This is a genomic window from Massilia sp. BGA-UO-ETr-WB1 (assembly GCF_059567845.1).
In genome coordinates, this window is record NZ_JCAQOT010000024.1 from 776277 (window position 1) to 789449 (window position 13173).

Below are 13173 nucleotides of genomic sequence, written 5' to 3' on the forward strand. Positions count from 1 at the left end.
CGATGAAAAAGACCACTCTGGTACTCCTGGCAGGCGCGGCCGCCGTAATCGGCGCGGGCGCCTGGTATTTCGCGCAGCCGGCCGGGCCGGCCGCGCAGGCCGGCGCCCAAGGCAAGCCGGGGCAGCAGGGCCAGCAAGGCCCGACCACCGTCAACGTGGTGGCGCCGCAACGCCAGGACGTGCCGGTGCTGCTGTCGGCCAACGGCACCGTGTCGCCCATCAGCACCGTCGACCTGCATCCGCAAACCACCAGCACCATCGTCAAGGTGCACATCAAGGAAGGCCAGTTCGTCAAACAGGGCGAGCTGATGTTCTCGCTCGACAGCCGCAGCGAAAACGCCAACGTGGAAAAAGCCCAGGCCCAGGTGATGCGCGACCGCGCCACGCTGGCCGACCTGGAGCGCCAATACCAGCGCAGCATGGACTTGCTGGCGCAGAAATTCATCGCCCAGGGCGCGGTGGACACCTTGCGCAGCCAGGTCGAACAGGCGCGCGCCGTGCTCAACGCGGACCTCGCCGCCGCCCAGGCGGTCAAGGTGGACGCCAGCTACACCACCATCCGCGCCCCGCTGACGGGCCGGGTGGGCGCCATCAACGTCTACCCGGGCAGCCTGGTGCAGCTGTCGACCTCGCTCACCACGGTGACCCAGCTCAACCCCATCAACGTGGCCTTCACCCTGCCCGAAAGCGCGCTGGCCGGCTTGCTGGCGGCGCAACAGGCCGGCGCGGTGCCGGTGGAAGTGGAATCGGGCGGCCAGCTGTTCAAGGGCAAGCTGAGCTTCATCGACAACGCGGTCGACCCGATGGCCGGCGTGATCCGCGTGAAGGCCGAGTTCGACAACAGCCAGACCCGGCTGTGGCCGGGCCAGTACGTCAACACCAAGCTCACCGTGCAAACGCTGAAAGACGTGCTGGTGGTGCCGCAAAACGCTATCATTAGCAACACGCGGGGGACCTTCGTGTACACGGTCGCCCCGGACCAGACCGCTGCCGTGGCCAACATCAAGCGCTTGCACACCTTCGGCCCCTACGCCGCCGTGAGCGGCCTGAACGGCGACGAAAAGATCATCGTCGAAGGCAAGCAGAACCTGCGCCCCGGCGGCAAGGTGCGCATCGCCGAAGCCGCGTCGCCGGACAAGAAGAAGGGCGAGGCCCCGGGCAGCGGGGCTGCCAGGAAAAAGGATGGCGCAGCATGAACCTGTCCGAATTGTGCATCCGCCGCCCGGTGATGGTGGTGCTGCTGTCGCTGAGCCTGATCCTGGCCGGCGTGCTGGCCTACGCCCACATCCCGGTCGCGGCGCTGCCCAGCTATAACACCCCGGTCATCAACGTCGGCGCCGACCTGCCCGGCGCCAGCCCGGAAACCATGGCGTCCTCGGTCGCGCTGCCGCTGGAGAAGCAGTTCTCCACGATCGCCGGCCTGAGCATGATCACCTCCACCAGCACCCTGGGCAACACCTCGCTGACCCTGGAGTTCGACTCCAGCATCGACGTCAACGAGGCGGCGGTCGACGTGCAGGCCGCGCTGCTGCGCGCGCAGCGCTCGCTGCCGCAGGAAATGACGGACCTGCCGTCCTACCGCAAGGTCAACCCGGCCGACGCGCCGGTGCTGTTCATGACCATGACCTCGCCTTCGCTGAGCCTGTCCGAACTGAACGACTATGCGGAAAACCTGGTGGCGCCCAGCCTGTCGACCCTGCCGGGCGTGGCCCAGGTCACCGTCAACGGCCAGAAGCGCTTCGCGGTGCGCATCCGCGCCAAGGCCGACCTGCTGAACGCGCGCAACATCACGCTGGACGAGCTGGCCGCCGCCATCCGCGCCGCCAACGCCAACACCCCGCTCGGCATCCTGGACGGCCCCAGCCAGACCCTGACCATCCAGGGCAACGCCCAGCTGATGAAGGCGGCCGAGTTCGCCGAACTGATCGTCGCCACCCGCAACGGCCAGCCGGTGCGCCTGAAGGACGTGGCCGAGGCCGAGGACAGTTACCAGTCCGTCAAGACCGCCGGCAGCTACAACGGCGAGCGCTCCATCGTGCTGCTGGTGCAGCGCCAGCCGGACGCCAACACCGTGCAGGTGGTGGACGGCGTGCGCCAGCTGCTGCCGCGCTTCACCGCCCAGCTGCCGGCCTCGGTCAAGATCAACCTGGTCAACGACCGCTCGGTGTCGATCCGCGAAGCCATCCACGACGTCAACCTGACCCTGGCGCTGACCGTGGTGCTGGTGGTGCTGGTGATCTTCCTGTTCCTGCGCAAGGCGGCCGCCACTTTCATCCCGGCCATCACCATGCCGATCTCGCTGCTGGGCGCGCTGAGCCTGCTGTACGCCTTCGGCTACAGCCTGGACAACGTGTCCCTGCTCGGCATCACGCTGGCCGTGGGCCTGGTGGTGGACGACGCCATCGTGGTGCTGGAAAACATCGTGCGCCACATCGAGATGGGCAAGAAGCCGCTGCAGGCCGCGCTGGTCGGCTCGCGCGAAATGGGCTTCACCATTATCTCGATCTCGATTTCGCTGGTGGCGGTGTTCATCCCGATCTTCTTCATGCCCGGCGTGATCGGCCTGCTGTTCCACGAATTCGCCGTGGTGGTGGCGCTGTCGGTGCTGGTGTCGGCGGTGGTGTCGCTGACCCTGGTGCCCATGCTGTGCGCGCGCCTGCTGCCGAACGAGGCGCACGACGCGGCCGGCGACGACACCTTCATCGGCCGCTGGTTCGAAGCCGGCTTCTCGCGCCTGCGCAACGGCTACGCCAGCACGCTGGACATCGCCCTCAAGCACCGCTACGCGGTGCTGGCGCTGGCCGTCGGCACCTTCGTGCTGACCGTGGTGCTGTACGCCACCATTCCGAAAGGCTTCTTCCCGGAGGAGGACCTGGGCCAGATCCGCGTCACCACCGAGGCTGCGGAGGACATTTCCTCGGCCGCGCTGCTGGAGCTGCAGACCAAGGTGGCCGCCGTCATCATGGCCGACCCCAACGTACAGGACGTGACTTCCTTCGTCAGCGGCGGCAACGGCGGCCGCATGTTCCTGGTGCTCAAGCCGCGCGGCGAGCGCGCCAAGATGCCGCAGGTGCTCGACAGCCTGCGCAAGGCCACCAGGCAGGTGCCCGGCATCGCCGTCTACCTGAGCCCGGTGCAAAACCTGCAGCTGGGCGGCCGCCCGAGCAAGAGCCGCTACCAGTACACCCTGCAGTCCGTCAGCCCGGACGCGCTCAGCGACTGGGCCAACAAGTTCCAGGAACGCATGCGCGCCGACAACGACTTCCGCGACGTCACCAGCGACTCGCAGAACAAGGGCCTGCAGGCGTCGCTGAAGATAGACCGCGACAAGGCCAACACCCTGGGCGTGGAAATGAGCGCCATCCGCAGCGCGCTGTACCTGGCCTTCGGCGAGCGCCAGGTGTCCACCATCTACTCGTCCGCCGCCAGCTACTTCGTGATACTGGAAGCGGCCACCGAGGACCGCCAGTTCGACGACGCGCTGACCAGGATCTCGGTGCGCAACAAGGCCGGCAACCTGGTGCAGCTGTCCAGCTTTGCCAGCGTGGAGCGCACCGTCGGCCCCACCTCGGTCAACCACCAGGGGCAACTGCAGGCCATCACCCTGTCGTTCAACCTGGCGCCCGACGTGCCGCTGGGCGTGGCCACCAACAAGATCGACCAGATGGCGGTGGACATGGCCCTGCCGGCCTCCATCATCACCACCTATGGCGGCGACGCGGCCGTGTTCCAGAGCTCGCAGGGCAGCCAGCTGATCCTGATCATCGCCGCGCTGGGCGTCATCTACGTGCTGCTGGGCGTGCTCTACGAGAGCTACATCCACCCGCTGACCATCCTGGCCGGCCTGCCGTCGGCGGCGGTGGGCGCCTTGCTGACCTTGCGCATCTTCAATATGGACCTGACCATGATCGCCATCATCGGCATCCTGATGCTGATCGGTATCGTCAAGAAGAACGCCATCATGATGATCGACTTCGCGCTGGACGCGCAGCGCAACCACGGCATGCAACCGGCGGACGCCATCCGCGAAGCCTGCGTGCTGCGCTTCCGCCCCATCATGATGACCACGCTGGCCGCCTTGATGGGCGCCTTGCCGATCGCGCTCGGCCTGGGCGCCGGCGCCGAGCTGCGCCAGCCGCTGGGCCTGGCCGTGGTGGGCGGCCTGATCTTCTCGCAGGTGATCACGCTGTACATCACGCCGGTGATTTACTTGTTCCTCGACAAATACAGCGGCAGCGGGCCGATGGACGACGCGGCCCTGGCCGACGAGCCGGAGCCGGCCAAGGCTCCGGTGGAGCTAAAAGCTGTCAGTCTTGCCAAGCACTGATATCATACTGCGGGCCGGAAGATTTCCGGCCCGTTTGTTTTAGGCAATCTTGTGATACATACGGTAACATCCATCAAGACCGGGTCCGGGTAAGCTGGCGTACTCGGGTGTTTGTAAAGAAAGTCCGTTTATCTTGTTCCAGTTCAGCCACACCCACGGGGCCGACCACAGCCACGAATATTGCGAAGCATGCGGCCAGCGCCTTCCGCCGCCCGCCAGCTACGGCTATGGCGGCTATGGCGGCCCGAGCCGGCACAAGCGCATCGGCATCGGCATCTCGATCGCGCTGCACCTGCTGATCGTGCTGTACTACCTGTTCAGTCCCCAGCACAAGATTTCCCTCAAGCCGCCGGCCAAGGAAGGCGAGATGGTGTGGGTGGCGCCGCTGAAGGACAAGCCGGCGCCCAAGGCCAAGCCGGAACCGAAGAAAACCGAAGTGGCGAAAGCGCAGCCGCAGCCGCGCCGCGAGAGCAAGGCCGTGGCCAAGAAGGCCGCGCCGCCCAAGCTGGAAACCTATGTGCCGCCGGTGCAGGCCACCATGAAGCCGCCGCCGACCCCGGCCGTGGAAGAAGACATGATGGCGCGCGTGGAAGCGGCCCGCAAGCGCCGCGCCGAGGCTAATCCGCAGCCGGCGCCGGAGCCGCAGGAGAGCGAGGCCGACCGCGCCAACCGCATTGCGCGCGCCAACATCATGGGCGCCATGGGCCGCAACGCGGCCGGCGAGCGGGAAGACACGGGCGGCATCTTTTCCATCATCAATAAAACGGGCTTGAGCGCGGACATCAAGTTCCGAGGCTGGAACACCAACTTCAAGCGCCAGTGGTCGCAGCAGGTGCACGTCGAGCTGGGCACGGACCCGGACATCGAAACGGCCATCGTGCGCCGCATGATAGAGCTGATCCGCAAGGAGAAGCCGGGCGAGTTCCAGTGGGAATCGCACCGCCTGGGCAAGGTCATCACGATGAACGCCGCCAGGCCGTACCAGGCCGAGCTGGAAGCTTTCCTGCTGAAGGAATTCTTCCCGAATTACCGGAGATAAAAAAACGGGGCTTGCGCCCCGTTTTTTATGCTTTCAGCTTGCGCGCGATGTCGAGCGCGAAGTAGGTCAGCACGCCGTCGGCGCCGGCGCGCTTGAAGGCCAGCATCGATTCCATCATCACCTTGTCATGGTCCAGCCAGCCGTTTTGCGCGGCGGCCTTGATCATGGCGTACTCGCCGCTCACCTGGTAGGCGAAGGTCGGCACCTTGAACTCGTCCTTCACGCGGCGCACGATGTCCAGGTAGGGCATGCCGGGTTTCACCATCACCATGTCGGCCCCTTCCTGCAGGTCCAGCGCCACCTCGCGCAGCGCTTCGTTGCCGTTGGCCGGGTCCATCTGGTAGGTGTTCTTGTCGCTCTTGCCGAGGTTCTTGGCGGAACCGACCGCGTCGCGGAACGGGCCGTAGAAGGCCGACGCGTACTTGGCCGAGTAGGCCATGATGCGGGTGTGGATGTGGCCTTTTTCCTCCAGCGCGGCGCGGATCGCGCCGATGCGGCCGTCCATCATGTCCGACGGCGCCACCACGTCCACCCCGGCGTCCGCCTGGCACAGCGCCTGGCGCACCAGCATGGCGGTGGTGACGTCGTTCAGCACATAGCCGTTGTCGTCGATCAGGCCGTCCTGGCCGTGGCTGGTGTACGGGTCCAGCGCCACGTCGGTCAGGATGCCCAGCTCGGGGAAGGCTTGTTTCAGGGCGCGCACGGCGCGCGGCACCAGGCCGTCCGGGTTGGTCGCCTCGATGCCGTCCGGCGTCTTCAGCGCCGCATCGATCACCGGGAACAGCGCCAGCACCGGGATGCCCAGCGCCACGCACTCTTCCGCCACCTTCAGCAGCAGGTCCACCGACACGCGCTCCACGCCCGGCATCGAGGCCACCGGCTCGCGCTGGTTCGTGCCTTCGAGGATGAAGACCGGGTAGATCAGGTCGGATGCGGTGACGGTGTTTTCGCGCATCAGCGCGCGCGAGAACGGGTCGCGGCGCATACGGCGCATGCGGATGGCGGGGAAGGGCGTGTTGTGGGGCATGGCTGCGGTTTTCCTTTACGGTTTAGTCGTGCGACGAATCTTCCGGCGTGTCGATCAGTTCGGCCTGCGCGGCGGCGTCGTCCTCGGCCAGGCCGGCCAGTTCGACGATCTTGGCCGTGGCTTCTTCCAGGCCGACGCGCTTGAGCGCCGAGAACAGCTGCACGGTGAAGGGGAAGCCTTCGCCGTCCTCGTCCACGTAGCTGGCCAGCTTGGCTTGCGCCTGGCGCAGCACGGTGGTCGATTCGCTGCGGGTCAGTTTGTCAACCTTGGTCAGGATGCAATGGATCGGCTTGCCGGTCGGGGCGAACCATTCCAGCATCTGGATGTCCAGGTCGGTGAACGGGCGGCGCGAATCCATGATCAGGATCAGCGCGGCCAGCTGTTCGCGCTGCTGCACGTAGTCGCCCAGCAGGCGCTGCCAGTACAGCTTGGTGTTGCCGGACACTTCGGCGTAGCCGTAGCCGGGCAAGTCTACCAGCATGGCCTGGATTTCCTCGACCTTGGTGGGGTCCTTGCGGTGCATCGCCACGTGGGCGCCGCCGATCGAGAAGAAGTTGATGTGCTGGGTGCGGCCCGGCGTCTTGGACGCGAAAGCGAGCCCCTTCTGATTGCACAGAATATTGATGGAGGTCGACTTGCCGGCGTTGGAGCGGCCGGCGAAGGCGATTTCGGGCACCGTGGTATTGGGCAATTCACGCAAGTGATTCACGGTGGTAAAGAAGCGGGCTTGCCAGAGTTTGGACATGGGAGGGGTGGGCAGAAATGCAACAAAGAAAGCTAAAAGCGCGAAAAGCTATTGTACAATAAGGGGTTACGAATTGTTGCCATGTATAAAAGCAAATAAGCGCGCAAATAAACGTTCAGCGAGCGGCAAAACAATACATCGCAGTCCCACCATTTTTTTCACTAGTCTCAGGGTGTTTGAATGAATCGTGCGTTTTCACCGTTGGTAAAGTCCTTGCTCCTCGCAGTGTTGGCCGTTTCGGGTGTCGCGTCGGCTGCCGAACATGCTGCTCCCGCTAAAGTAGATCCCGCCAAAGGCTCCACCCTGTATGCCGACGGCGACAACGCCCGCGGCCTGCCGGCGTGCGTTTCCTGCCACGGCGCGGCGGGCAATTCCACCATCGCCGCCAACCCCAAGCTGGCCGGCCAGCCGGAAGCCTACCTCTACAAGCAGCTGGTGAATTTCGCCTCGCCGTCGCGCAACAACGCGGTGATGAGCACCTACGCCAAGATGCTGACCGACGATGAGAAGAAAAACATTTCGGCCTATCTGAGCGGCCAGGTGCAGAAGCCGGGCGCCGCCAAGAACAAGGACACCGTCGAGCTGGGCAAGAAGATCTACCGCGGCGGCATTGCCGAGAAGAACGTGCCGGCCTGCGCCAGCTGCCACGGCCCTGCCGGCGGCGGCATTCCTGCGCTGTATCCGCGCCTGGCCGGCCAGCACCAGGACTACACGGTGGCCCAGCTGACCGGTTTCCGCGGCGACGGCCGCAAGAACAGCGCCGAGATGAGCACCATCGCCAAGCGCCTGTCGGACGACGAAATGAAAGCCGTGGCCGACTACGTGGCCGGCCTGAAGTAATTCCGTGTATTTATGCGCCGATATGGCGCCTATCAGTCCGTGAATATCAAAAAGAGGGCGGCCGCGTGAGCGGGCTGCCCTTTTTGTTGGTATTCTGCTGCCAGTCCTTTTTGAGATAGTGTCCGCATGAGCACCACCAGCACCGCCGGTATCAAACTGAAGACCCGCCGGCCAGCTTTCGACGCGACCGTCGAACTGCTGTCGTCGATGCGCTTCGCCATCAGCCTGCTCACCATGATCGCCATCGCCTCCGTGATCGGCACGGTGATGAAGCAGAACGAGCCGATGTCCAACTACGTGAACCAGTTCGGGCCGTTCTGGTTCGAAGTGTTCAACAAGGTGGGCCTGTACGCCGTGTACTCGGCCTGGTGGTTCCTGGCCATCATGGGCTTCCTGGTGGTGTCCACCACGCTGTGCATCGTGCGCAACACGCCCAAGATGATGAAGGACATGCGCAGCTGGCGCGAGAACGTGCGCGAGCAGTCGCTGCTGAACTTCCACCACAAGAGCGACTGGAACTCGCCGCTGCCGCGCGCGGCGTTGGCGCAGCAGATGGCGCAGCGCCTCGGCCACGCCGGCTACAAGGCGAAAATCGTCGAGAAAGAGCACGCCACCCTGGTCACCGCCAAGCGCGGCGCCGGCGCCAAGTTCGGCTACATCTTCGCGCACACCGCCATCGTGGTGATCTGCGTCGGCGGCCTGCTCGATTCGGACATGCCGATCCGCTTCCAGGAATGGTTCATGGGCAAGAGCCCGTTCGCCGGCAGCGGCGTCATCGCCGACATCCCGGCCCAGCACCGCCTCGGCCTGGGCAACCCCACCTACCGCGCCAACACCGCCATTCCCGAAGGGCAGGCCAGCAATACCGCCATCATCCCGCGCGCGGACGGCGTGCTGATCCAGGACTTGCCGTTCACCATCCTGCTCAAGAAATTCAATATCGACTTCTACAGCACCGGCATGCCCAAGCTGTTCGCCAGCGAAGTGGAAGTGCGCGACCATGAAACCGGCAAGACCTTCAGCGCCGTGATCGAAGTGAACAAGCCGCTGGTCTACAAGGGCCTGGCGGTGTACCAGTCCAGTTTCGAGGACGGCGGCACCAAGCTCAAGCTCAAGGGCTACCCGATGGCGGGCGCCGGCAAGGACAGCTTCGACCTCAGCGGCGAAGTCAACTCGGCCACCCCGCTGGCGCTGGGCGGGAGCCAGGAATACAGCATCGAATGGAGCGGCTTCCGCCCGTTCAACGTGGAGAACATGGCCACCCAGGACGCGCGCTCGGTGGCCCAGGGCGAGAAGCTGGAGCAGAGCTTTGCGCGCGGCCTGGACAAGCAGCTCGGCTCGGCCGCCAAGAACGCCAACAACAAGGACTTGAAGAACGTCGGCCCGAGCGTGCAGTACAAGCTGCGCGACAAGACCGGCCAGGCGCGCGAGTTCCAGAACTATATGCAGCCGGTGACGGTGGACGGCGCCACGGTGTTCCTGGCCGGCGTGCGCGCCAGCCCGGCCGACCCGTTCAGCTACCTGCGCATTCCGGCGGACGACGACTACACGGTGAAGGAATGGATGCGCCTGCGCGCCGCCCTGCATGACCCGGCGCTGCGCGCCATCGCCGCCGAACGCTACGCGCGCCGCGCCATGCCGGCCGGCGCCGATGCGGCCAAATCCGCCGCCAGCGCCGGCAGCGCCGTGCTGCGCGACCAGCTGGCGCAGTCGTCCGCGCGCAGCCTGAACATGTTCGCCGGCGCCGAAGCGGGCGAGGACAAGGATGGCGGCGCGGCGGGCGGCTACATGGCGATCTCCCGCTTCCTGGAAAAAGTGCCGCAGGCCGAGCAGGAGAAAGCGGCCGACATCTTCATGAAGATCCTGAACGGCAGCATGTGGGAACTGTGGCAGGCCGCGCGCGAGAAGGACGGCCTGGCGCCGGTGGAAGGCAACGAGCAGCACGGCCGCTTCCTGCAGCTGGCCACCAACGCGCTGTCCGACGCCACCTTCTACGGCGCCCCGGTCTACCTGCAGCTGGACGAATTCAACGAAGTGAAGGCGTCGGTGTTCCAGGTGACCAAGTCGCCTGGCAAGAACGTGGTCTACCTGGGCTGCCTGTTCCTGGTGCTGGGCGTGTTCTCGATGTTCTACATCCGCGAGCGCCGGCTGTGGGTGTGGATCAAGGACGGGCAGGGGGCGGATGGCGGCGCGCATGCGCTGATGGCCATGAGCACCCAGCGCAAGACCCTCGATTTCGACAAGGAATTTGCAGACTTGAAGGAAAAGCTGCCGCAATCGGCGTAAGCTGCATGGCATGAAGCAGTACTGGAGACCAATATGGAAATGACACAACCCCAAACCTATAGCCAGACGCCGGGCTATTTCAAGCGCCTCAATGCCTTCGACTGGCTGTTCGCGCTGGCGCTGGCGGGCGGCGCGCTGTTCGCGCTGAACCGCTACGGCGCCTATATGGACATCTACGAAAAAGTGATCCTGCTGGCCGCCGCGCCCTCGTTCGCGGCGCTGGGCTGGGGCTGGAAGCCGGTGCGCTGGTTCATGCCGCTGTCCTTCGCGCTGGCGCTGCTGGCCATCTTCCTGTACGGCGGCAGCCTGGACGCCGCCAACCAGAAATTCTGGCTCAAATACATGCTGTCGAGCCAGTCCGCCATCCTGTGGATGAGCACCTTCTTCTTCCTGTCCACGCTGTTCTACTGGATCGGCCTGGCGGCCCATTCCTCGATGGGCTTCGTGGTCGGCTCCAAGCTGTGCTGGGCCGCGCTGGTGATCGGCATCACCGGCATGCTGGTGCGCTGGTACGAGTCCTACCTGATCGGCGCGGACGTGGGCCACATCCCCATCTCCAACCTGTACGAAGTGTTCATCCTGTTCGCGCTGATCACGGCTATGTTCTACCTGTACTACGAGGCGCACTACAAGACGCGGCAGCTGGGCGCCTTCGTGATGCTGGTGATCTCGGCGGCGGTGGCCTTCCTGCTGTGGTACACCGTCTCGCGCGACGCGGCCGACATCCAGCCGCTGGTGCCGGCCCTGCAAAGCTGGTGGATGAAAATCCACGTGCCGGCCAACTTCATCGGCTACGGCACCTTCGCGCTGGCCTCCATGGTGGGCTGGGCCTACCTGCTCAAGCATGAAAAGATCCGCACCCTGTGGCAGGCGCTGGTGATCGCCCCCATCGTGCTGCTGGCGCTGGCCTGGCTGATCGCCTACGTGTCGGGCGCCGGCGAAGCGGTCATCAAGGGCATGGTCAACGCCAGCCGCTTCACGGCCGTGCTGGTGGTGCTGTTCGCGGTCACCAACCTGCTGCGCGACCGCCTGGCCGCGCGCCTGCCGGACGCCGAAACGCTGGAAGACGTGATGTACAAGGCCATCTCGGCCGGCTTCGCCTTCTTCACCATCGCCACCATCCTGGGCGCGCTGTGGGCGGCCGAAGCGTGGGGCGGCTACTGGTCGTGGGACCCGAAAGAGACCTGGGCGCTGATCGTCTGGCTCAACTACGCGGCCTGGCTGCACATGCGCCTGATGTCCGGCCTGCGCGGCAAAGTGGCGGCCTGGTGGGCGCTGGTGGGCCTGCTGGTGACCACCTTCGCCTTCCTCGGCGTGAACATGTTCCTGTCCGGCCTGCACTCCTACGGCAAGCTGTAATCCCTCGCATTTCCGTTCCGAGGCCCCGCTCACGCTAGTGACCGGGGCCTTTTTGTATTCCTTTGTATCCGCTTGAAAGCGCGACAAACGGGCATACAAAACCCCGCTTTCCCGTCTTCCGTGCCTTAAATAGAATCGTTCCTGAATTAGATCGAGTCCGATCTATCTCCATCAGGAAACGAAATGAAATCTCTCAAAACCGCAGCAATCACCACCCTCGCCGTCATGGCGCCCGGCCTGGCCAGCGCCGCCTTCCCGGACGTGGTCACCTCCGGCGCCAGGAACGTGGTGCTGGTCACCGGCGCTCATACCGACGGCTCCAGCTGGCGCTCGATGCACGACCAGTTGTGGATCAAGGGCTATAAGGTCACCGTGGTGCAGCAGCCCCACACCTCGCTGGCGGACGACGTGGCCGCCGCGCGCGACGCCATCGACAGCCAGGACGGCCCGGTGGTGCTGGTCGGCCATGACACCGGCGGCGCCGTGATCTCGGTGGCCGGCACCAGCGACAAGGTCAAGGCCCTGGTCTACATCGCGGCCTTCCAGCCGGAAGTGGGCGAGAGCGTGTCGCAGCTGGCCGCCTCCAAGCCGGCCCCGGACAACGGCGTGAAAACCACCCGCGACGGCCGCCTGTACATCGACGCCGCCAGGTTCGGCGCCGTGTTTGCCGGCGACCTGCCGCCCAACCGCACCAACTTCATGGCCGCCTCGCAAAGCAAGCCGGCGCGCGCCTTGCTGGATGCGCCGGCGACGGCAGCGGCCTGGCGCAGCAAGCCGTCCTACGCGGTCGTCGCCACCGACGACCTCTATCTGAACCCCGAACTGCAGCGCTGGATGTACCAGCGCGCCGGCGCAAAGGTGACTGAGATCAAAGCCAGCCATTCCTTGCAGCTGTCGCGCCCGGAAGCCGTGGCCGAGGTGGTGGTGCAAGCCGCCCTGAACGTGAAGTAACCGTGACCAACCCTGAAAGGAGCTACCCATGAAATCATCCCACGCAGCCCTGGCCGCAACCCTGGCCCTCGCCCTGTGCGCCACCGGCGCCCAGGCGGCGGAGCGCAAGCCGATGGAGAAATGCTACGGCGTGTCGCTGGCCGGCCATAACGACTGCTCGGCCGGCCCCGGCACCTCGTGCGCCGCCACGTCCAGCACCGACTACCAGGGCGACGCCTGGGTGCTGGTGGAGAAGGGCACTTGCACCAGCATCAAGACCCCCAAGGGCTACGGCTCGCTGACCCCCATCGCCAAATAATCCCAAGGAGCATGCAATGAACCAACAAGTCAAATCCCAAGTCTTCCGCGCCGGCGCCGCCGCCCTGCTGGCCCTGAGCTCGCTGAGCATGACCGTGCCGGCCCATGCCGCCGCCACCGGCGACAAGGCCGAGCAGCCGGGCCGCTGCTACGGCATCAACACCTGCAAGGGCACCAGCCTGTGCGCCACCGCCAAGAACGACTGCAAAGGCTTGAACGAGTGCAAGGGCGAAGGCGTGCTGGTCAAGACCCCGTCCGAGTGCAAGGCGCTCGGCGGCACGCTGACTGAAAAAGAGTAAAGC

General features: G+C 65.3%; 11 protein-coding genes. 9 read left to right on the forward strand and 2 right to left on the reverse strand.

Annotation, left to right across the window (positions count from 1 at the left end):
* Positions 1–2: 2 nt before the first annotated feature.
* From AC56DV_RS16660 to AC56DV_RS16670, 3 genes are all read left to right on the forward strand, one after another.
* Positions 3–1196, forward strand: coding sequence for an efflux RND transporter periplasmic adaptor subunit (locus AC56DV_RS16660; protein WP_496315357.1), 1194 nt, complete (start codon positions 3–5; stop codon positions 1194–1196).
* Entirely contained in the window at positions 1193–4327 is a 3135-nt protein-coding gene (locus AC56DV_RS16665) for an efflux RND transporter permease subunit (RefSeq protein WP_496315358.1), read from the forward strand. The genes AC56DV_RS16660 and AC56DV_RS16665 overlap by 4 nt, the downstream gene beginning before the upstream one ends.
* A gap of 133 nt (positions 4328–4460) precedes the next feature.
* Positions 4461–5366, forward strand: coding sequence for a cell envelope integrity TolA family protein (locus AC56DV_RS16670; protein ID WP_496315359.1), 906 nt, complete (start codon positions 4461–4463; stop codon positions 5364–5366).
* A 25-nt stretch (positions 5367–5391) separates the two neighbouring features.
* Here the strand turns inward: AC56DV_RS16670 and hemB are convergent, their stop codons facing one another.
* Entirely contained in the window at positions 5392–6393 is a 1002-nt protein-coding gene (hemB, locus tag AC56DV_RS16675; protein WP_496315360.1) for a porphobilinogen synthase, read from the reverse strand.
* A gap of 22 nt (positions 6394–6415) precedes the next feature.
* Entirely contained in the window at positions 6416–7138 is a 723-nt protein-coding gene (gene yihA, locus AC56DV_RS16680) for a ribosome biogenesis GTP-binding protein YihA/YsxC (protein ID WP_496315361.1), read from the reverse strand.
* Positions 7139–7318: 180 nt separating this feature from the next.
* Between yihA and AC56DV_RS16685 the strand changes: the two genes are divergently transcribed.
* The 6 genes from AC56DV_RS16685 (at position 7319) to bufA2 (ending at position 13170) form a co-directional block, all read left to right on the forward strand.
* Complete coding sequence (locus tag AC56DV_RS16685) at positions 7319–7978, forward strand: c-type cytochrome (RefSeq protein WP_496315362.1); 660 nt, start codon at positions 7319–7321, stop codon at positions 7976–7978.
* A gap of 126 nt (positions 7979–8104) precedes the next feature.
* Positions 8105–10264, forward strand: coding sequence for a cytochrome c biogenesis protein ResB (locus tag AC56DV_RS16690; protein ID WP_496315363.1), 2160 nt, complete (start codon positions 8105–8107; stop codon positions 10262–10264).
* Positions 10265–10303: 39 nt separating this feature from the next.
* Positions 10304–11623, forward strand: a complete 1320-nt coding sequence (ccsB, locus tag AC56DV_RS16695; protein ID WP_496315364.1) for a c-type cytochrome biogenesis protein CcsB — start codon at positions 10304–10306, stop codon at positions 11621–11623.
* A 183-nt stretch (positions 11624–11806) separates the two neighbouring features.
* A complete protein-coding gene (locus tag AC56DV_RS16700; protein WP_496315365.1) occupies positions 11807–12574 on the forward strand; it encodes an alpha/beta fold hydrolase in 768 nt (255 codons plus the stop codon).
* A 28-nt stretch (positions 12575–12602) separates the two neighbouring features.
* A complete protein-coding gene (locus tag AC56DV_RS16705; RefSeq protein ID WP_496315366.1) occupies positions 12603–12872 on the forward strand; it encodes a BufA1 family periplasmic bufferin-type metallophore in 270 nt (89 codons plus the stop codon).
* 16 nt (positions 12873–12888) lie between these two features.
* A complete protein-coding gene (gene bufA2, locus AC56DV_RS16710) occupies positions 12889–13170 on the forward strand; it encodes a BufA2 family periplasmic bufferin-type metallophore (protein WP_496315367.1) in 282 nt (93 codons plus the stop codon).
* The last annotated feature ends 3 nt before the right edge of the window (positions 13171–13173 follow it).

Bases quoted from the DNA above. Each gene is read 5' to 3' on its own strand.
- AC56DV_RS16660 (WP_496315357.1), top strand. From the start codon at position 3: ATGAAAAAGACCACTCTGGTACTCCTGGCAGGCGCGGCCGCCGTAATC.
- AC56DV_RS16665 (WP_496315358.1), top strand. From the start codon at position 1,193: ATGAACCTGTCCGAATTGTGCATCCGCCGCCCGGTGATGGTGGTGCTG.
- ccsB (WP_496315364.1), top strand. From the start codon at position 10,304: ATGACACAACCCCAAACCTATAGCCAGACGCCGGGCTATTTCAAGCGC.
- AC56DV_RS16700 (WP_496315365.1), top strand. From the start codon at position 11,807: ATGAAATCTCTCAAAACCGCAGCAATCACCACCCTCGCCGTCATGGCG.
- bufA2 (WP_496315367.1), top strand. From the start codon at position 12,889: ATGAACCAACAAGTCAAATCCCAAGTCTTCCGCGCCGGCGCCGCCGCC.
- hemB (WP_496315360.1), bottom strand. From the start codon at position 6,393: ATGCCCCACAACACGCCCTTCCCCGCCATCCGCATGCGCCGTATGCGC.
- AC56DV_RS16705 (WP_496315366.1), top strand. From the start codon at position 12,603: ATGAAATCATCCCACGCAGCCCTGGCCGCAACCCTGGCCCTCGCCCTG.
- yihA (WP_496315361.1), bottom strand. From the start codon at position 7,138: ATGTCCAAACTCTGGCAAGCCCGCTTCTTTACCACCGTGAATCACTTG.
- AC56DV_RS16690 (WP_496315363.1), top strand. From the start codon at position 8,105: ATGAGCACCACCAGCACCGCCGGTATCAAACTGAAGACCCGCCGGCCA.
- AC56DV_RS16685 (WP_496315362.1), top strand. From the start codon at position 7,319: ATGAATCGTGCGTTTTCACCGTTGGTAAAGTCCTTGCTCCTCGCAGTG.